General features: G+C 73.9%; 17 protein-coding genes. 5 read left to right on the forward strand and 12 right to left on the reverse strand.

What is annotated here, in order from left to right; translation table 11 throughout:
• Positions 1–80 precede the first annotated feature (80 nt).
• The 3 genes from BFV98_RS31800 to BFV98_RS03365 are packed head-to-tail and all read left to right on the forward strand — an operon-like array spanning position 81 to position 1,934.
• Entirely contained in the window at positions 81–1,124 is a 1,044-nt protein-coding gene (locus BFV98_RS31800) for a hypothetical protein (RefSeq protein WP_030272498.1), read from the forward strand.
• Positions 1,108–1,551, forward strand: a complete 444-nt coding sequence (locus BFV98_RS03360) for a hypothetical protein (RefSeq protein ID WP_013286525.1) — start codon at positions 1,108–1,110, stop codon at positions 1,549–1,551. The genes BFV98_RS31800 and BFV98_RS03360 overlap by 17 nt, the downstream gene beginning before the upstream one ends.
• Complete coding sequence (locus tag BFV98_RS03365; RefSeq protein WP_013286524.1) at positions 1,551–1,934, forward strand: hypothetical protein; 384 nt, start codon at positions 1,551–1,553, stop codon at positions 1,932–1,934. Before BFV98_RS03360 ends, BFV98_RS03365 begins: the two co-directional genes overlap by 1 nt.
• 16 nt (positions 1,935–1,950) lie before the next feature.
• Here the strand turns inward: BFV98_RS03365 and BFV98_RS03370 are convergent, their stop codons facing one another.
• The gene (locus BFV98_RS03370) at positions 1,951–2,727 is read right to left on the reverse strand and encodes an SDR family oxidoreductase (protein WP_071094856.1); all 777 of its coding nucleotides are present in this window, start codon (positions 2,725–2,727) and stop codon (positions 1,951–1,953) included.
• 138 nt (positions 2,728–2,865) lie between these two features.
• Between BFV98_RS03370 and sigJ the strand changes: the two genes are divergently transcribed.
• Complete coding sequence (sigJ, locus tag BFV98_RS03375; protein WP_071094858.1) at positions 2,866–3,726, forward strand: RNA polymerase sigma factor SigJ; 861 nt, start codon at positions 2,866–2,868, stop codon at positions 3,724–3,726.
• 17 nt (positions 3,727–3,743) lie between these two features.
• Here sigJ and BFV98_RS03380 read toward each other — a convergent pair whose 3' ends face one another.
• Both BFV98_RS03380 and BFV98_RS03385 read right to left on the reverse strand, forming a co-directional pair.
• Positions 3,744–4,643, reverse strand: a complete 900-nt coding sequence (locus tag BFV98_RS03380) for a GNAT family N-acetyltransferase (protein ID WP_071094863.1) — start codon at positions 4,641–4,643, stop codon at positions 3,744–3,746.
• Between the two features lie 77 nt (positions 4,644–4,720).
• Positions 4,721–5,953 carry an SLC13 family permease gene (locus BFV98_RS03385; RefSeq protein WP_071094865.1) on the reverse strand — a complete coding sequence of 411 codons (1,233 nt, stop codon included), beginning with the start codon at positions 5,951–5,953 and terminating at the stop codon, positions 4,721–4,723.
• A gap of 106 nt (positions 5,954–6,059) precedes the next feature.
• Here BFV98_RS03385 and BFV98_RS03390 point away from each other — a divergent pair, with 106 nt between their 5' ends.
• Positions 6,060–11,834 carry a TIR domain-containing protein gene (locus BFV98_RS03390; RefSeq protein WP_030272488.1) on the forward strand — a complete coding sequence of 1,925 codons (5,775 nt, stop codon included), beginning with the start codon at positions 6,060–6,062 and terminating at the stop codon, positions 11,832–11,834.
• A 69-nt stretch (positions 11,835–11,903) separates the two neighbouring features.
• Here BFV98_RS03390 and BFV98_RS03395 read toward each other — a convergent pair whose 3' ends face one another.
• The 9 genes from BFV98_RS03395 to BFV98_RS03435 all read right to left on the reverse strand — a co-directional run bounded on the left by BFV98_RS03395 (position 11,904) and on the right by BFV98_RS03435 (position 19,387).
• Positions 11,904–12,551: a GNAT family N-acetyltransferase gene (locus tag BFV98_RS03395; protein WP_013286518.1), complete on the reverse strand. Its 648-nt coding sequence runs from the start codon at positions 12,549–12,551 to the stop codon at positions 11,904–11,906.
• A 307-nt stretch (positions 12,552–12,858) separates the two neighbouring features.
• Complete coding sequence (locus tag BFV98_RS03400) at positions 12,859–14,094, reverse strand: glycoside hydrolase family 16 protein (RefSeq protein WP_013286517.1); 1,236 nt, start codon at positions 14,092–14,094, stop codon at positions 12,859–12,861.
• 114 nt (positions 14,095–14,208) lie between these two features.
• Positions 14,209–15,489 carry an MFS transporter gene (locus tag BFV98_RS03405; RefSeq protein WP_013476650.1) on the reverse strand — a complete coding sequence of 427 codons (1,281 nt, stop codon included), beginning with the start codon at positions 15,487–15,489 and terminating at the stop codon, positions 14,209–14,211.
• Positions 15,486–16,061 (reverse strand): helix-turn-helix domain-containing protein, encoded by a 576-nt coding sequence (locus tag BFV98_RS03410; RefSeq protein WP_013286515.1) that lies wholly within the window; start codon positions 16,059–16,061, stop codon positions 15,486–15,488. The genes BFV98_RS03405 and BFV98_RS03410 overlap by 4 nt, the downstream gene beginning before the upstream one ends.
• A gap of 47 nt (positions 16,062–16,108) precedes the next feature.
• A complete protein-coding gene (locus BFV98_RS03415; protein WP_071094867.1) occupies positions 16,109–16,657 on the reverse strand; it encodes a DinB family protein in 549 nt (182 codons plus the stop codon).
• Between the two features lie 42 nt (positions 16,658–16,699).
• Positions 16,700–17,191: an SsrA-binding protein SmpB gene (gene smpB / locus BFV98_RS03420; protein WP_013286513.1), complete on the reverse strand. Its 492-nt coding sequence runs from the start codon at positions 17,189–17,191 to the stop codon at positions 16,700–16,702.
• Positions 17,164–17,838: a lysoplasmalogenase gene (locus BFV98_RS03425; RefSeq protein WP_071094869.1), complete on the reverse strand. Its 675-nt coding sequence runs from the start codon at positions 17,836–17,838 to the stop codon at positions 17,164–17,166. Before BFV98_RS03425 ends, smpB begins: the two co-directional genes overlap by 28 nt.
• Positions 17,835–18,662 (reverse strand): sterol desaturase family protein, encoded by an 828-nt coding sequence (locus BFV98_RS03430; protein WP_013476653.1) that lies wholly within the window; start codon positions 18,660–18,662, stop codon positions 17,835–17,837. Before BFV98_RS03430 ends, BFV98_RS03425 begins: the two co-directional genes overlap by 4 nt.
• Entirely contained in the window at positions 18,659–19,387 is a 729-nt protein-coding gene (locus tag BFV98_RS03435) for a FadR/GntR family transcriptional regulator (protein ID WP_071094871.1), read from the reverse strand. The genes BFV98_RS03430 and BFV98_RS03435 overlap by 4 nt, the downstream gene beginning before the upstream one ends.
• Between the last annotated feature and the right edge of the window lie 111 nt (positions 19,388–19,498).

A 19,498-nucleotide genomic window follows, 5' to 3' on the forward strand; every position in this document is an offset into this window, starting at 1 on the left:
CCGCCGTGGCTAGGCTCCTCGCGTGTTCTCGCTGAGTAGTCCACATCAGACGGAAACCGGCCGGCCGATCGGGCCGCGCCATGGGTGAGCCGGACGAGTACTGGACGGACGTGCGGGACCGTTGGTCGCGGGTCGTGTCCGCTGTCGACAACTCCGGCGCCGGCCACTCGGGTGGCGGGCGGGTGTCGATCGCCGAGACCACGCGACGACCCACGAGTGACATCATCCCGGTGTTGGTGGCGGGCCAGCGCGGGGTCGGGAAAAGCGCGCTGTACCAGGCGTTGCTCGGCGACAACGGCTACATCCGGCGGCGGGACGAGGACCATGTGCCGCACCGCCTCGCGCTCGCGTCCGGCCGGCGCCAGGCCCATGTGACGCTGGTGGTGAGCCCCGGCCAGACCGCGGGCGGCGACTACTCCTCCGGCGAGGTGGACAAGTGGGACGCCATGCTCAAGCCGCCGAACCACCCGACGGGCGTCATCTACGTCGCCGCCGCCGGGTACGACGAGCCGTGGGATCCCCGCGAGGTCAACGTCCTCGAGGAGCGGCGGCAACGGCGTGAGGACGAACTCCGTCGGCAGGTCGAGGCCCGGCTCTGGGAGCAGTGGCAGGCATCCCTCGACGCGACGCCCACCGAGGAGGAGCGGCGGGACCGGGCCGAGCAGATCGCCCGCGAGGTCGAGGCGGCGATCCCGTCGCCGTCCGAGCAGCTCTGGGCGCAGAACCGGAACGTCGAACTCGAGCACTTCTCCCGGTTCTGCCAGAACCTGCTGCCCTGCTGGGTCGACAATCCGGCCGCCAAGGACCTCTGGTTCGTCCTGGCGGTCACCAAGGCCGACCTCTACTGGACCGACCAACTGGGCCAGGTCGAGGAGTACTACCTGCCGGGCGCCGACGGTGAGCCCACATCGGACTTTCAGCGACAGTTGGTCACTCTCATCCGTGCCTTCGGCCACCGCAATCGCCCCCGGCTGGCTGTGCTGCCGGTCGCCGGCCGCCGGCAGGACTACCGCTTCATCCCTGGAGTCGGTGAGAAACAGGCGATGTTCGACGACATGAAGTTCGCCGCGGTGCAGCGGAGCCTCCGGACGACCGTGGGAGAGTTCTGTGGGCTGGGATCCTGAGCGGGGCGGTGACCTGTCCGGCCCGGAGTTCGAGCGGCTCCTCGGTGGCGCGGAGCACCTGCTGACCCGGGTGGACGCGGCGCGGGAGCGGCTGCGCTGGTACGAGGCACTGCGGGCGGTCGTCCTGGCCGTACTGGTCCTCGTGGGCCTGGTCGCGGCCGTGTCGGCGTCCGACTGGTGGACCGGGGCGGGCGTCGCGGCAGGTGCCACGGTGGTCGTCGCGTGGTTCGCCGGGACCTTCCGCCGAAGCGTCGTCAAGCCGCTGCTGAGCCAGATCTACCGCGACGAGAAGCTGATGGTCGCCACCGTGAACATGCTGCGCGAGCTGCTGCCGCTGCTGAGCCACGACGAGCGGTGGAGCGAGGTGAGGCAGGATCGAAGCCGCCTGCGTCTCGGCCGCTTCCCCATCGAGCCACGGGGCCTGTGATGGCGCGGACGGAGAACGCGGCAGGCGGTCGGCGCGAGGCCGGCATCTGGCTCGTCGCCGGACGTGTCGGTGTCGCGCTCGGCGTGGTCAACGGGATCGTGCAGGTCGTCCGAACCGTCGTCGCCGGGCGGGTGGGAATCCGTGGCGTGCTCACCGACGGGTGGGTGCTCGGCAGCGCGGCGCTGACCGGAGGCTTCGCTCTGGTGTTCGGAGCGGTGATGGTGCTGTACGCCCGCTTCTGGTTCCGGTCGAGCCCGTTCGACGACTTCCGCCCGGACCGGCAGGCCGTGCGCCGGCGCATCGACCGTGGCGGCTGGAGCCTGGCCGGGCTCGGCGCGGTGATCCTCGCCGCCACCGGGGCGGCCTGGTTGACCCTTCGCTGAGCGGCGCTCCGGCGGCTCAGGCGACCGGCCGCGACGGCACTCGGTCAGCCAGGAAATCGGTCCAGGTCCGCACACCTCTCGCGGCGCCCGGCCGGGCGAGGTTCGCGCCTTCCCGGTACGCCCGGCCGGCCCGCCCGGGGATGTATACCGGCAGGCGTGCCCGGCGCTTCCCGGCGGCGGTCAGGTAGTCGGTCAGCATCTCGCCGATGCCGTACGTGTCCGGCCCGGCCAGGTCCGGCACCAGCCCGGCCGGTGCGCCGAGCGTGAGTTCGGCCAGCCGGGCCGCCACCTCGGCCGCGTCGACCGGCTGCAACCGCAGCCCACCCGGAACCGGCACCACCGGCAGTCTCGTCATCGCCGTCAGCATGGTGAACACCAGGTCGTGCACCTGCGCGGCGCGCAGCACCGTCCACGGGACGCCGGAGTCCACCACCGCGCGTTCGGCGTCGAGCTTGGAGCGGATCCAGGCCAGCGGCACCCGGTCGGCGCCGGTCACCGAGATGTGCACCAGGTGCGCCACACCGGCCCGGTGCGCGGCGCGGGCCAGGTGGGCGGTGGCGCGGTCGTCGCCCTTCGCGCCGCCGGCCAGGTGCAGCACAGTGGACACCCCGCTCAGGGCGGGGCCGAGGTCCGCGCCGCTGAGCAGGTCGGCGGCCACGTGGGTGACACCGTCGCCGGGCCGCCCGCCGCGCCGGCTGAGCACGCGCACCGGGTGCCCGGCGGCGCGCAGCAGCGGCACGACGTGCCGGCCGATCGTGCCGGTGCCGCCGGTGACCAGAATGGGTGCGTTCATCGTCGTCCTCCCGTTGTCGGTGCTGCCACCTCGACCCGCGCCGGCCTGCCGACGTGACAGGTGTGACGGCTGTCACCTGTGGTCACATCGGTGACCCGGCGCGGGTCGAGTCGATGTGCGGGAGGGGAGGCTCAGGTGATGGACCTGGCGGAGCGGTTCGAGCGGGAGCGGCCACGGCTGCGCGCGGTGGCGTACCGGCTGCTCGGGTCGCTCACCGACGCCGAGGACGCGGTGCAGGAGACCTGGCTGCGGCTGTCCCGCACCGACGCGGACACCGTGGAGAACCTCGACGCCTGGCTCACCACTGTGGTCGCCCGGGTCAGCCTCAACACGCTGCGGTCCCGCGCCGCCCGCCGGGAGGACCCGCTGGACGTACGCCTGCCCGACCCGGTGGTGGACACCGGCGCCGACGATCCGGCGCACGCCGCGGTGCTCGCCGACTCGGTGGGGCTGGCGCTGCTGGTGGTGCTGGACACGCTGACCCCGGCCGAGCGGCTCGCGTTCGTGCTGCACGACATGTTCGGCGTGCCGTTCGACGAGATCGGCCCGCTCGTCGACCGCTCACCGGCGGCGGCCCGGCAGCTCGCCAGCCGGGCCCGCCGCCGGGTACGCGGACAGGCGCCCACGCCCGATCCCGACCTGACCCGGCAGCGGGCGGTGGTGGACGCCTTCCTCGCCGCCGCCCGCGACGGTGACCTCGACGCGCTGATCGCGGTGCTGCACCCGGACGTGGTGCTGCGCTCCGACGCCGGGACCGCCCGCGCCCGCCACACGGTCGTGCTCACCGGCGCGACGACTGTGGCGGCGCAGGCCACCACGTTCGGCCGGCTGTTCCCGCACGCCCGGCCGGTGCTCGTCAACGGCGCCGCCGGGGTGCTGGTGACCGCCGGCGACCGCCCGCTGTCGGTGATGGCGTTCACCGTTGCCGGCGGACGGATCGCCGCCGTGGACGTGATCGCCGACCCGCGCCGGCTGGCCGCGCTCGGCCTCGCCGGCTGACCCGGAGTCGCGGACCGTCAGTCGACCAGAACCAGATTGGCCATGTCGACCACCGGCCGGAATCCGAGCCGGGCGTAGAGCCGGTTCGACACCGGGTTGGCCTGGTCGGTGAACAGGCACACCCGCGCGCCCTCGGCGGTGAGCAGCCGGCACACCTCGGCGACCGCGTTGCCGGCCCAGCCGCGTCCGCGCTGCTCCGGTGGCGTGTAGACCGGTCCGACGCGGGCCACGCCGAACGACGGCGGATTCGCGGCGGTCAGGTGCACCGGAGCCCCCGACTCGTCGGTCCAGAACCAGACCCGCCCGTCCCGGATGCGGCGCAGCAACTCGGCGCGGTCGGGCGTCTCGTGTGCGCTGGTGCCGGGCGGGCGGCCCGCCTGCTCGTCGGCGTCGGCCGTGAACGCGCCGAACCACGCGGCGACCAGGTCGACCTCGTCCGGCCCGGCGGCCCGCAACGCGCCCGGCACCGGGGCGGGCGGCGTCAGGTGGTCGAGCAGGTGCAGCCGGGTGTGCTGGGCCACAGCGACCCGCCCGCCGTCGAGGCGTGCGACCTCGTCGGCGCAGGCGCGCGCGGCGGGCAGCGCGCCGTTCACCGCGCGGACCCGCTCGCCGCGCCTCTGCCACGCCCGGGCCAGCGCCACCGCGGCCTCTTGCGGCATCGGCAGCAGGAACGGCGGTCGCGGCGGGAACGGCGCGGTACGCATCGCGGCGCCCACCACCGCCCCGGAGGCGTCGCGCACCACCAGCCACCAGTCGTCCTCGGGCAGCGCGACGCCCTCGGCGCGGCGGGCCGCCATCCGGCGCGTGACGCTGGCGACCACAGTGCCGACCACCGGGTCGGCGGCCAGGTACGCCTCGGCGGCGGCGAGGAACTCGCCCGGGTCGGTGCAGAAGTGCAGAGTGGGTGCGGCGGTCATGCGGGCACGGTAGCCACCGCCCGGGATCGGGCCGTACCGGTTTTTCCGCCCCGGCGAAAATGGGCGATGCCGCGATGCTAGGCGCCGGGACCGACAAGAAGCGCCGTCACGGTCGCGGCCGTGGCGAGCACGGCGAGCGCGGCACTGGTGGCCACGAACCGGCCCAGCGGTACGGCGACCCCGGCGGCCCGGCAGCGCTCGTACCAGATCAGTGTCGCCAGCGACGCCCACGGCGTGGCCAGCGGACCCACGTTCGTGCCGATCAGCAGCGCCAGCAACTGGGTGTGCCGGTCGGCCGCGATCACCGCCTCGCCGGCCAGGTACGCGGGCAGGTTGTTCACCGCGTTGCTGAACAGCGCGCCGACCGCGCCCGCCCGCAGCGCCCCCTCCGCGCCCGGGTCGGTGCCGATGAGCGTGCCCATCACCGTGTCCAGGCCGTGCCGGCCGATGGTCTGCACCACGAGGAACAGCCCGGTCACGAACACCAGCAGCCGCCACGGCACCAGCGCCGGACGCAGCCGGTGCCGGGCCCGGACCGCGAAGCCGGCGACCAGGATCGCGGCGGCCGCCCCGGAGGCGATGCCGATCTCCACCCCGGCCAGGATCCCGGCGACGAACAGCAGGCAGGCCGCCAGCGCGGTGCGGTAGAGCACCCGGTCCGGCGGCACGTACGGCGGCGGCGGGACGAACGGGTCGGCCCCGGCGCGCGCCGGCCGCCAGTACCACCACCACAGCAGCAGCGCGGTCACCGCGACGGCGACCAGTTGCGGCCACCACATCCGGGCCGCCCACGGCACCGGGTCCAGGTCGACCCGGTCGCTGGCCAGGATGTTCGTCAGGTTGGACACCGGCAGCAGCAGGCTCGCCGTGTTCGCCAGCCACACGGTGGTCATGGCCAGCGGCGTCGGCGGCACGTTCAGCGCCCGGGCCAGCGCGATCATCACCGGCGTGAGCAGCACCGCCGTGGTGTCCAGGTTGAGCGCGATCGTGGTCACCGAGGCGAAGCCGACGCACAGCCAGAACAGGGCCCGGAAACTGCCCCGCGCGGTCACCGCCACCCGGGTCGCGAGCGCGTCGAACACCCCGGCCACGGCGGTCAGCTCGGCCAGCACCACCACCGTGCCGAGGAAGATCAGGATGGGGATGATCCGCCGCATCGTCGCCTCGGCGTCGGCGCGGGGGAGCAGCCCGGTGAGCACGAACACCGCGCCGAGCACGGCCAGCCCGATCGCGATCCAGTCCAGCACGTGCAGGCGGCCCCAGCGGGAACGGTCAGGCACGGCGTTCGGCGGATCGCCGGGGGTCTCCACGAGGGATGATCCTCGCACATGCCGGCGCGGGCGCAGGAGCCGACGCGGGACGATCCGAGCTGCCGAGGGTGTCGATCTGTTGACCGTCGGTGGCCATAATGACCATGTGGTTGTAGGCGCGCACCCCACCCGGTCCGACCGCCCCATCGATTTCTTCATCAGCTACTCGCCGGCCGACGAACGCTGGGCCACGTGGCTGGCGTGGGAGTTCGAGGCGGCCGGCTATCGCACGTTGTTGCAGGCGTGGGACTTCGTGGCAGGCACCAACTTCATCGACTTCATGGACCGTGGCGTCCGCGAGGCCGAGGTGGTGGTGGCGGTGCTGTCCGAACGCTACCTGCACTCCACGTACGGCAAGCTGGAGTGGCAGGCCGCGCTGCGCGCCGACCCGGACGGCACCGGCAACAAGCTCGTCACGGTACGCGTCGAGGACTGCCCGATCGACGGCCTGCTCGCCACCATCACCTATGTGGACCTGGTCGGCGTGGACGACCCGGTGCAGGCCCGCAACCGGGTGCTCGACCGCATCCGGGAGGCGCTCGACGGGCGCGCCAAGCCGATGCGGCAGCCGGCGTTCCCGCACCACCCGGCCGACCCGCACGGGGTGCTCGCCGCACCGGCCGCCGGAGCGCCCGCGCCCCGCCGCGCCCGGCGTACCCCGATCAACCCGCCGCCGTTCCCGCCCGCCGCGGCGGCGCCACCGACCGCCCGGGACACCGTCACCGTGCTCCAGGTCGCCGGGCCGCGCTTCGGCCGGGGCGTGATCACCCCCGGCGCGCCGGTCACCCCGGGCGAGGTGCAGGAACACCTGATGGGCGACCTCACGCTGCTGATGAACGACGGCGTGCCCCGGCCGGACCTGCTCGTCGTCGCCGGCAACCTCACCGAGTCGGGCAGCCCGCGCGAGTTCTCCGACGCGCTGAGCTTCCTCACCGGCCTGCGGGTGCTGCTCGGGCTGGAGCCGCACCGGCTCGTCGTGGTGCCCGGCCCGCGCGACGTGACGATGGCCGCCTGCCGCGCGTACTTCGCCACCTGTGAGGCCGACGACGTCGACCCGCAGCCGCCGTACTGGCCGAAGTGGCGGCACTACGCGCGCCTGTTCGACGACCTCTACCAGGGCCTCGACGACCGGATCTTCGACAGCGAGCAGCCCTGGACGCTGTTCCCGGTGCCCGACCTGCGGGTGGTGGTGGCCGGGCTGAACTCCACCATCGCCATCACCCACCGCGAGGAGGACCGGTACGGCTTCCTCGGCGAGGCGCAGTCCAGCTGGTTCGCCCAGCGGCTGCGCCACTACCAGCAGTCCGGCTGGCTGCGGCTGGGCGCGATGGCGCACGCGCCGGGGGCGCGCAGCCCGTACGCCGACGAGGTGCCGCCGGACCCGGTGTCGCTGCGCGACCGGGGCTCGGTCAACCGGCTGGTCGGCCCGATGCTCGACCTGCTGCTCTCCGACGCCGCGCCGTCGGCCCGGGTGGACCCGGTGGTGCCGCTGGCCGCCGCGCCCCGCGACGGCCGGGCGCAGGTGCTGCGGCTGGGCGCGGACGGGATGACCCGCTGGGTGCTCGGCCGCGACGACCGGCTGGACGGCGGCGCGGTGACCGCCGTGTCCTGGCCGCACGCCGAGGCCACCTTCGGCGCGTCCGGCCCGGCCCAGGTACCCGACCCGCGCCGTCCGGTCGCCGTCGAGGGGGCCACCCAGGGCGCCGCGGTGGCCGCCGCGCCGGTCGCACCGGTGCAGCGGCTGCTGGACCGGCTCGCCGAGGTCTGCGAGGCCCGCTACGACCGGGTGGTGGTGCGCCGCGTCGGCACCGACCCGCCGCACCTCTACATCAGCTACCGCTCCGACGGGGTGGTCCGTCAGCAACGCGTCGGCGCGCACGTGGGCACCCCCACCGCCGCCGATGTGGACGTCTTCGCCCGGCGGGTGCACGCCACCGACCCGGACATCGCCTCCGAGCTGGTCTACGACGGCGACCGGGTGCCGCGCGGGCTCGCCGAGGAGGCACAGCGGCGGGGCGTACGCGTGCTGCACCTGACCGAGTTCCAGGGCCTGCTCGACCTGCGCGAGTACGTCGCCGCGCAGACCGCCCGGCTCCAGGCGGACCGGCTCTACCCACCCGGGCAGTACGTGCCGCAGCGCTACCGCCACCTCGTCGGCGCCGACCAGCGCGTCCGCGACGACGTGGTGGACGAGCTGCTGGAGACCGTCTCCGCGCCGGACGGCCGGTTCGTGCTGGTGCTCGGCGACTTCGGCCGGGGCAAGACGTTCGCGTTGCGGGAGGTGGCCCGGCGGCTGCCCACCGCAGCGCCCGACCTGATCCCGATCCTGGTGGAGCTGCGGGCGCTCGACAAGGCGCACTCCGTGGACGGCCTGGTCGCCGCGCATCTGGCCAACCACGGCGAGCAGGTGATCGACCTCAAGGCGTTCCGCTACATGCTGCGCCAGGGTCGCATCGTGCTGCTGTTCGACGGGTTCGACGAGCTGGTCGCCCGGGTGACGTACGACCGGGCGGCCGACCACCTGGAGACGCTGCTCCAGGCCGCCGAGGGCAACGCGAAGATCGTGGTGAGCAGCCGTACCCAGCACTTCAAGACCAACTCGCAGGTGCTGACCGCGCTCGGCGAGCGGGTCGGCCTGCTGCCGCACCGGCGCGTGCTGGCCGTGGAGGACTTCACCCCCGGGCAGATCGAGGCGTTCCTGCGCAACCGGTACGGCGGCGACGAGCGGGCCGCCCGCGAGCGGATGGACCTGCTCGCCGGCGTCAAGGACCTGCTGGGGCTCTCCCGTAACCCGCGCATGCTCGGCTTCATCGCCAACCTGGACGAGGGGCGGCTCGCCGCCGTGGCCGGGGCGGGCGGCACGTTCAGCGCCGCCGCGCTGTATCGGGAGATCCTGGAGTCCTGGCTGGACTTCGAGGAGCGCCGCACCCAGGGCATCCCGGGCGCACCGGTCAGCCTGCGCCGGCCCGAGCTGTGGCAGGCGGTGAGCCGGCTGGCGTTCCAGCTCTGGGAGAGCGGCGAGGCATACCTGCGCCTGGCCGAGCTGGCCGAGTCCACCGGTCAGCTCGCCGGGCGGGCCGACTCGCGGCTGTCCGGCCCGCAGGCTGCGCACGCGGTCGGCGCGGGCAGCCTGCTGGTCCGTACCGACGACGGGTTGTTCGGGTTCATCCACACCTCGGTGATGGAGTGGCTCGTGGCCGAGGGGGTGGCCGAGCAGATCAACCGGGGCGAGGAGCCGGGCGCGCTGGCGGTCCGGTCGCTGTCCGCGCTCGCGGTGGAGTTCCTCGGCGACCTCGCCGACCCGGCCCGCTGCACCGCGTGGACCGCCCGGGTGCTCGGTGACGAGTCGGCGGGCGAGACGCTGCGCGCCAACGCGCTGCGGCTGTCCGCCCGGCTGCGCCTGCCCGACCGGGCCGATCTGCGCGGCGCGGTGCTGCGCGGCGAGGACCTGTCGCACCGCGAGCTCGCCGGGGCCGACCTGACCGGGGCCGACCTGACCGACGCGCGGCTGGTCGCCACGAACCTGACCGAGGCGCGGCTGGAGCACGCCCGGCTGCGCGGCGCCCGCCTGGACCAGGCCCGCCTCGCCGGGGCCGACCTGCGCGACGCGGAGATGGCCGGCGCCCGCCTGTTCCGTACCGACCTGCGGGGTGCGCGCGTGGCCGGCAGCAGCTGGCACCGCACCGCGCTGATCGATGTCAGCGCCGACCCGGCGCTGCTGCGCGCCCCGGAACTGCGCGGCGCCGTCGTCGCGCCGGGCCGTCCGGTCGCGCCGGGCCTGGCCCCGCCCGCCGTGGGCGTCGGATACGGCTTCGAGGTGGGCCGGCTGCCGGTGCCGGTGGCGTACAGCCCGGACGGCGCGGTGCTCGCCGTCGGCAGCGACGACGGCGGTGTGCTGCTCTGCGACACCGCCACCGGGCTGCCGGTGCGCACGCTCCAGGGACACCGGTCCCGGGTGTACGCGGTCCGCTACGACGCCGCGTCCCACCAGCTCGTCACCGGCTCGGCCGACCTCACCGTACGGCTGTGGGACGCCGACCACGGCGACGTGCGGCACGTCATCGAGGACGTCTTCACCGGCTGGGTGTGGCCGATGCTCACCGACGGCCGCCGCGGCCGCCTGGTGGTCGGCGACGCGGCCGGCGTGGTGCGGCTCTACGACACCCGTGGCGCCCGGCTGCGTCACGAGTGGCCCGGCCACTCCGCGCCGATCTGGGGCACCTCGTTCAGCCCGGACGGGCGGCGCGTGGTGGTGGCCGACAGCGCCGGCACGGTCCGCGGCTGGGACATCCCCACCGGCAAGCTGGCGTTCGAGGTGCAGGAGCCCGAGGTGGTCTACCGGGTCGTGCACTCACCGGACGGCCGGCTGCTGGCCGCCGTCGGGCAGCACGGCCGCATCTGGATCCGCCGGGCCACCGACGGCGAGCTGCTGCGCGCGCCGCGCGGCCACGAGGCCGACGTGTACGCCCTCGACATCCACCCCGACGGCACGCTGATGGCCACCGGCGACACGCACGGCGCGCTGCGGCTGTGGGAGACCGAGACGGGCCGGCCGGTCCGGGTGCTCGGCCGGCAGCGCGGCGCGATCTACAGCGTCCGGTTCAACGGCGACGGCAGCCTGCTCGCCACCGCCGCCAGCGACGGCGCGATCCAGCTCTGGGACACCGACGACGGGCAGGTGCGGCACGAGCTGACCCGGCACCGCGGCTCGGTGTGGCCGGTGGTCTGGCGGCCGGACCAGAACCAGGTGGCGACCAGCAGCAACGACGGCACCACCCGGCTGTGGGACGTCCGCAGCGGGCAGCTCCAGCACACGCTGCGCGGGCACGGCCGCAAGGTCACCGCGCTGTCCTTCCGCGACGACGGCGAGGTGCTCGCCGCCTGCGGCAACGACGGCGTGATCCGGCTCTGGGAGCCGCGCACCGGCCGCCTGGTGCGGCAGCTCGCCAGCCCGGCCGACCGGCTGCTGTCCGTGGTGTTCTGCCCGGAGGAACCGCTGGTGGCCACGCCCAGCGGCGACGGCGGCGTGCACCTGTGGAACACCGACACGGGCGCCGACGAGCGTGAACTCAACGTGGACACCGACCACGTCTGGGCGGTCGCGTTCAGCCCCGACGGCGACGCACTCGCCACCGCCAACGACGACGACACGGTACGCCTGTGGTACCGCCGTACCGGCCGGCACTTCGCCACGCTCACCCCGCACCGGGGGCGCGTGCGCACCGTCGCGTTCAGCCCCGACGGCGAGACCATCGCCACCGGCTGCGACGACCAGGCGGTACGGCTCTGGGACGCCGCCACCGCCACCTGCCGGCTCACGCTCGAACACCACACCGACCGGGTCTACTCGGTCGGCTTCAACAGCGAGGGCACGCTGCTCGCCAGCGCCGGTAACGACGGCACGGCGGTGGTCTGGGACGCGGTCACCGGCGAGCGGCGCCTGGTGCTCACCGAGCACGACGGCCGGCTCTGGTCCTGCGCGTTCAGCCCGGACGGCAACCTGCTCGCCACCGCCGGCGACGACCTGGTGATCCGGCTGTGGGATCCGGTCACCGGCCGGCTGCACGGCACCCTTGCGGCGCACACCCGGCGCGTCTGGTCGGTGCACTTCAGCCCGGACAGCAGCCTGCTCGCCAGCGCCGGTGACGACGGCACGGTACGGCTGTGGGACGTGGCCGACCCCGAGCACGCCCAGTTGCGGACCACGCTCATCGGCCTGCCGGACGGGTGGGCGGCGGTCAGCCCGGACGGCCGGTACAAGCTGGACGGCGACCCGGGCGGCCAGTTCTGGCACGTCATCGGCACGTGCCGCTTCGAGGTGGGCGAGCTGGACCCCTACCTGACCCAGGTCCGCCGCCTCTCAGTAGACGCCCCCTTCTGACCCCCCCGGCCCCGGTGATCAAGGAGTTCGTGTCCGGCTCGGACGTCGTCTCCGACACGAACTCCTTGGTCAACTCCGGGCAGGCGGGGGAGACAGGGCGGCAGGTCCGGTCCAGCGGACCTCGCCGTCTTGCCACACGTCGGTCGGGGCCAGGCCGCAGGCCGTGGCCACCGCGGCCGACGCGCGGTGGTCGGGATGGATGTGGGCCACGAGGGTACGCACACCGCGCCGCCCCATCCAGCCGACCATGCCACGGGCGGCCTCGGTGGCGATCCCGCGCCCCTGCCACCGTGTTCCCACCACCCAGGCGATCTCCGCGACCGGTCCCGCGGTGGCCGGTGTCGCCTCGTCGAGGTGCCGGTGTCCTACCGCCCGCGCGCCCGCCGTGGCGGCGTCCGTCACCGTCCCGTGTGCCTCGGTGACTGTGGCCTGGACGAAGCCGGTCAGCCGGCCGCCGTCCCGGAGCCGGATGACCCAGTTGCACCACGACTCGGCCGGGTCGGGCGAGCCGGCGACAAGCCGTTCGTAGCGGGCCCGCAACGCCGCCGGGGTGGCGGGTTCGCCGCCGATGAAGGTGTGCAGCGCCGGGTCGGCGAGGACGGCTGCCATCTCCTCGGCATGCTCGACGCCCAGCGGCAGCAGGACCAGCCGGGCGGTGGGGATCGGTTCCGGCGTGAACCCGCTCATCGACGTCAGCGCGCCGGTCGACTCATCCATGATCGCGCTTCCAGTAGAGCGATGACCTGGTCTCGCGGGAGCGAAACGGACCTCACGGTATCCCAGACCGCCCAGAGAAACGCAACGCCGTCCGCGACCCTCAGGGCGGGCAGCCCCGGGCCGGCAGCCCTCGCTGATCTTGCAGTTTGTGCCCGGGCGAATGGGACATTCACGTCACCGCTCGGGCCGAAAGTGCAAGATCGCGGGGGAGAGGGGGAGGGAGGGCGGGGGCGGGGGGCGGGGGCGGGGGCGGGGATGAGGGGCGCCGGGGCGGGCGGGGTGCCGCCCGCCCCGGGTCGGGGACCGGTCAGCGCCGCCACTTCTGGTTGGCGCCGCCGGTGCAGTCCCAGATCTGCAGCCGGGTGCCGTCGGCCGAGCTCGGACCCGTCGCGTCCAGGCACTTGTTCGCCTGGGGGTTCACGATGTCCCCGGCCGCGCTGAACACCCACTTCTGCGCGCCGGTGCCGTTGCAGTCGTAGAGCTGCACCTTGGCGCCGCTCGCGGTCGATCCGGCGGCCACGTCGAGGCACTTGCCGAGTGCGCGGACCGAGCCGTCGGCGTTCCAGGTCCAGCGCTGGGCGGCGGTGCCGTTGCACGTCCAGAGCTGCACCGGGGTGCCGTTGGCGGTGCTGGCGCTCGCCACGTCCACGCACTTGTTGCCGTACCCGACGATCTGGCCGCCGGTGCCCCCGCCGCCGTTGTCCCAGGCCTGGACGCGGACGTAGTCGACGGTCATGGTCTGCGGGAACGTGGTGCTGCCGTCCGGCGAGCCGGGCCAGTTGCCGCCGACCGCCACGTTCATGATCATGAAGAACGGGTGGTCGAAGACCCAGCGGTTGCCGCCGATGTCGGCGGGCGTCTTGCGGGAGTACGCGACGCCGTCGAGGTACCAGGTGATCGAGTCCGGCGCCCAGTCCACTGTGAACGTGTGGAAGGCGTCGGCGAGCGCCTGGCCGCCTGGCAGCGAGGTGGACGCGCCGACGCCGCCGCCGCCGGAGTAGCCGGGGCCGTGCAGCGTGCCCCAGACGGTCGAGGGGGCGTAGCCGACGTTCTCCATGATGTCGATCTCGCCGCTGCCGGGCCACGGGTTCGTGCCGATGTCGTTGCCGAGCATCCAGAACGCCGGCCACAGCCCTTGTCCACGCGGGACCTTGATGCGTGCCTCGAACCGCCCGTACGCCTGGGCGAACGTGCCGTTGGTGAGCAGCCGGGCCGAGGTGTACTGGCAGCTTCCGTACCAGCAGGAGTAGCCGCCCGGGTTCTCCTTGCGGGCGGTGATGACCAGGTTGCCGTTGCCGTCGAGCGCGGCGTTGCGGGTGCTGTTCGTGTAGTACTGGAGCTCGTTGTTGCCCCAGCCGCCGCCACCGATGTCGTAGCGCCACTTGCTCGCGTCGGGGGCGGCCCCGGCCGGGCCGTTGAAGTCGTCGGACCAGGTGACCGCGCCGGGGGCGGCGGCCGCCGGGGTGCTGGGGACGGCGGTGAGGGCGGCGGTGAGGCCGACCGCTGTCACCGCCAGGGCGGCGAGGGTACGGATGGTGCGCACGGGGCGCCTCCTGCGGGGGTGGTGGCCGTTACCGTCACGGCGGCCGGCCCCGCCCAACGGTTAACAAACCATACAAATAGACTTCGATGAAAGTATGAATGAAGTCGGTCGATGTCAAGAGAGCGCTTCCCGCTGGCGCTCCGACGTCGGCTCGGGCTCCCGCTGCCGCACCACAGTGGATCGGCGCATGTCCCGCCACGGCCCGCCCAGCAGCGGCGTCAGCACCACCAGCAGGTAGCAGGCGCCCATCACGACGAGCGTGGACGTGGGGCCGAACCGGTCCGCGGCGAATCCCGCGCCGACCGCGCCGGCCGGCATGGCCGCCCACGCGCCGGCGCCGATCACGCCGTACACCCGGGCCCGCATGGCCGGCGGCACCCGCTCCAACTGGACCGCGCCCATCAGCGGGTTGAGCGCGCCGGCGGCCAGCCCGGCCATCGCCACCACGGCGGCCACCACCGGCAGCGGCGGCGCGGCGGCGAGCGCCCACAGTGGTGGGGCGCCGCACAGCACGTACGCGGTGACGAACGTGGCCCGGCGGGGCAGCCGGTGCCCGATCGCGCTGAACACCAGCGAGCCGACCAGCGCGCCGCCGCCCATGACGCCCACCAGCAGGCCGAACGCGGCCGGCCCGCCGAGTTCCCGTTCGGCGACCACCGGGAGCAGCACGTTGCTCTTCGCCGCGTCGAACAGGTTCGTCACCAGCACCAGCAGGACCATGGCGCGCAGCAGCGGCTCCCGGACCAGGAAGCGCAGCCCGGCGGCGAACTGCCGCCAGTAGCCGCCGGTCTCCGGCTCGCTCCCGTCGTCGGACGGCCGCAGGCCGCGCGGCACCAGCAGCGTCACCACGAGGGCCGACACGGCGAACGTCACCGCGTCGAGCGCCAGCACCGGCACCGCACCGAACACACCGACCAGCAGGCCGGCCACGGGTGCGCCGATCATCCGGGCGCCGCGCGAGGTCGCGTCCTCCCACCCGGCTGCCCGCTCGATCGGCACCCCGGCCGCCGCCGCGGCCTCCGGCAGCAACGCGGTGCGCGCGGTCTGCCCCGGCGTGTCGAGCAGGCCGCTGACGAAGACCAGGGCCAGCAGCGCCGGGAACGGCAGGCCGACTGTGGCGTGCAACAGGGGTACGGCGGCGATCGTCACGCCGGAGACCACGTCGGCGAGCACGCTGGAGCGCCGGTAGCCGATCCGGTCGACGAGCACGCCGCCGAACGCGCCGCCGAGCACCACGGGCGCGGTGGCGAACGCCCCGGCCAGCCCGGTGGCGGCGGGTGAGCCGGTCTCGGCCAGGACGTAGAGCGGCAGCGCGATGAGCGTGAGCACGTTGCCGGTCAGCGAGACGGCGTGCCCGATCAGCAGTCCGGCCAGGGGCCGGCGGTCGCGGGTCACTGCGGCCCCCGGTACGCCTGCCAGATCAGCGTGACCATCTCGGCGCCGGGCCGGCCGGGTGCGCCGCGCTCCTGCCAGCGCCGGCCCAGCGCGGACAACTCGTCGCGCAGCTCGACCAGTTCGTCAGGTGTCAGGCGCAGCACCATGTCGCTGCTGGTGGTGCCGCGGACCCACGCCGGGTCGAGGCTCGCCTCCGACTCCAGGTATGCCTGGTAGCGGTCCACATAGCGCTGCATGGCTGCCTGGCGCAGCATGTTGCCGGCGAGCCGGCGCTCCGGGTCGTCCAGCAGTTCGAGCGGATCCCAGTCGGTGGTGGCGTGCGCGGCCCGCCACCACCGCTCGCGCCGGTCCCGGGCCAGCTCGGGCGCCTCGGCCACGAAGCCGTGCTCGGCCAGCTTGCCGACGTGGTAGCTGACCGACCCGACCGCCTCGCCGGTCCGTTCGCTCAGCATGCCGACCGTCTGCGGGCCGCGCAGGCGCAGTTCGCCGAGCAGCCGCAGCCGGGTGGGGTGGGCCAGCGCCCGCATGGCTCGCGGGTCACTCACCCGCCGGTTGCCGGTTCCGTCAGTCATGCCGCCAGGTTAGACCGACAAGGAATGATGTACAAGGAGTCTTGTATTCATCGCGCCGCTTCCGGTGTATGGCGGTACAGGTCGCGCAGCAGGCACACCTCGGACAGGTGGTGGATCACCTCCCGGTTGATGTGCAGCACGAGCGTGGCCATCGGGACGTCGGCGAACGGCCCCTCAGCCGGGCCGCAGGGGCGGGCCAGGCCGTCCTCGCCGAGCGCCTCGACCCCTGCCGTCCAGGCGGCGTACTCCTCGTCGAGCTGGGCCAGCGCGCCGGCCGCGGTCGGGGAGTAGGGGAACGAGGCGTAGTCGGTGGGCGCGCGGCCGAAGTGCGACGCGTTGCGCATGGCCAGCACGCCCACGATGACGTGGGCGAGCCGCCAGGCGATGGTGGTGAACGGCGGCGGGTCCGGCTGCGGCATCGCGAAGTCGATCGCCGGAATGCCGTCGTCGCCGCGCGGGCGCACGCTCCAGCAGCCGGGGACCGGCGCCCAGAGGTATTCGGCGTCGGTGAGCCCGGCGAGGCGGTCGCGCAACTGGTAGGTCCAGTGCCAGGTGAGCTGCTCGCGGAGCAGCGGGTTCCAGGTCAGATCGGTCATACGCCTCAGCGTGCCACCGCCCTGGGACAGAAAACGGCGCGCTCAGCCCCGCCGCGCCGCCGTCCGGCCCTTGAGCCGGCGGCCCATCTCCCGGGCGATCTCGCGTTTGGCGTCCCGCTCGGCCAGCGCCTGGCGCTTGTCGTACGACCGGCGGCCCCGGGCCAGGCCCAGCTCCACCTTGGCCCAGCCGTCGGCGAAGTACATCGACAGCGGCACCAGCGTGATGCCGCCGTCGCGCAGCTTCTCCAGGATCCGGGCGATCTCCACCCGGTGCAGCAGCAGCTTGCGGGTGCGCCGGGGCGCGTGGTTGGTCCAGGTGCCGAAGCCGTACTCGGCGATGTGCAGGCCGTACAGCATGATCTCGCCGTCGCGCTCCTGGGCGAACGCGTCGACCAGCGACACCCGCCCCTCGCGCAGCGACTTGACCTCGGTGCCGGCCAGCACGATGCCCGCCTCGTACGTCTTGAGGATGTCGTAGTCGTGCCGCGCCTTCTTGTTCGAGGCGATCAGCTTGCGCCCGTTCTCCCTGGCCACGCGAGCAGAGTACCCGCCGGGGGCGGCTGCGGGCCGGTCGCCGGGCGCGCCGCGGCCACCCAGCCGGTGGTGATGAGCAGCAGCGCGGCGCAGTAGGTGGTCATCACCAGCAGGCCCCGCCCGGGCAGGTCCACACCGGCCGCGCCCACGCCGATGAGTAGGTCGGAGACGAGGAAGAGCGCCCCGCCCGCGGCGACCCGCGCGGACACCCCGGTCGCGGCGGCGGCCATCAGGCACAGCGCCAGGCTGTAGCCGAGCACCGGCAGCCGCAGCGGCCCGAGCATGCCCCAGAGCAGCGCGTTCGCGCCGGCCCAGGCGAGCAGGTAACCGGCCCACGCCACGCCCCGGGCGTGCCGGTACCGGACGAAGGCGGTGATGAACGCGATCTGGGTGACCAGGAAGAAGCCCATGCCGGCCAGGAACGCGGTGTCTCCCGGCAGGAGCAGGGCGACGTCGCCCGCGGTGGCGGCGACCAGGCCGACCGCCACCGCGTCGACGCGGTGGCGGTGCGCCCAGAGGTACGCCAGCAGCACCGGCGCGAGCAGCGGCTTGGCCAGCCACTGGAGCGCGGTCGAGTCGAGCGCGACCCCGACCAGTTCGACGGCCGCGACCAGCCCGAACAGGGGCAGCAGCCAGGAGCGCCTCATCGGGCCGGCTGCCAGCCGGGACGGCCGAACAGGTAACCGAGGCGGTGCCGCCAGGAGTCGGCCCGGCGTACGTCGGACCAGATCGCGGCGAACTCGTGGGTGGCCACCCGCAGCGGGTTGTAGGTGCCGATGTTCTTGGTGAGCCCGTAGCGCGCGGTGGCCCGCTCCGGCTCGAAGCTGCCGAACAGCCGGTCCCAGACGATCAGGATGCCGCCGTAGTTGCGGTCCAGGTACTCGGTGTTCGAGCCGTGGTGCACCCGGTGGTGCGACGGCGTGTTGAAGATCCACTCGATCGGCCGGGGCAGCACGTTGATCCGCTCGGTGTGCAGGAAGAACTGGTACAGCAGGCTGACCGACTGCTGGAGGAAGATCATCCACGGTGGGATGCCGAGCAGCGCCAGCGGCAGCCAGAACGGCAGCGAGGTCATCGGCGTCCAGCTCTGCCGCAACGCGGTGGAGAAGTTGTAGTAGACGCTGGAGTGGTGCACGACGTGGCTGGCCCAGAGCACGCGTACCTCGTGGTGCGAGCGGTGGAACCAGTAGTAGGCCAGGTCGTCGGCGAAGAACAGGATCACCCAGGTCCACCAGTCGCCGGGCGACAGGTGCACCGGCGCCACGGTCCACAGCGCCGCGAACAGGCCGACTGTGAGCAGCTTCCACGGGAAGCCGATGATCTGGCTGCCCAGCCCCATCGACAGGCTGGTGGTGGTGTCGCGCAGCTCGTAGCCGCGTTCGTCGTCGTCGGGCAGGAAGCGGTAGGAGACCGCCTCGATGACGATCAGGAGCAGGAACGCCGGGACGGCGTACAGCACGGCGGGGATCATGCGCGCGCTTCCCTTCCGGGTGTGGGGGTGGTGGGGGTGGTGACCGGCGCGGTCAGCAGCGCCCGGGCGTGCCGGGCCGCCGCCGCGCCCTGACCGGAGGCGACCGACGTGGCGAGACGGCGGTGCCCGGCCACGTCCAGCAGTTCGGCCGCGCGGGCGTCCGGGGGGACGTCGCCGACCGCGAACGTGCCGGCCACGAGGCTGTTGAACGCGAGCTGGTAGGCGGTGTTACCGCTGCCGCGCACGACCAGCCGCCAGATGGCGATGTTCGCCTCGTTCATCAGGTCCAGGTCGGGGGCCAGGTCGCCGTACTCCTCGGCGGCCCGGACCAGGGCGGCGACGACCGCGGCGTCCGCGCGCTCGGCGCAGAGCCGGGCCGCGTCGATCCCGACGCAGGCCCGCATCTCCAGCATGTCGCGCACCAGCGTCTCGACCGGGAGTACGTCAGTGGAGCGGGCCAGGGACAGCGCCAGGTCCAGCCCGGCGTGGACCCGCCAGTCCAGCACCCGGGTCGCGCCGCCCTGGCTGACCCGGACCAGGCCGAGCTGTTGCAGGCGGCGCAGCGCCTCCCGGACCGCGTGCCGGTTGACCTCGAACGCGCCGGCCAGCTCCCGCTCGCCGGGCAGCGTCTCGTCCGGTGCGTACCGGCCGGACACGATCGCGTCGCGCAGCCGCCCGAAGACGTGGTCGGAGACCGAGACACGAGGCGCGGGATCGAAGGTCATGCGCAGAAGTGTGGCCCCGAACACATCAACCCGTCAACTGGTTGTACCAGTGGATTTCGGGGGCGGCCGGTGCGTGCCGCAGCCGTCACCCCTCGTATCCTTTCCGCCGTA

The organism is Micromonospora sp. WMMB235 (assembly GCF_001855515.1).
Lineage (GTDB): Bacteria > Actinomycetota > Actinomycetes > Mycobacteriales > Micromonosporaceae > Micromonospora > Micromonospora aurantiaca.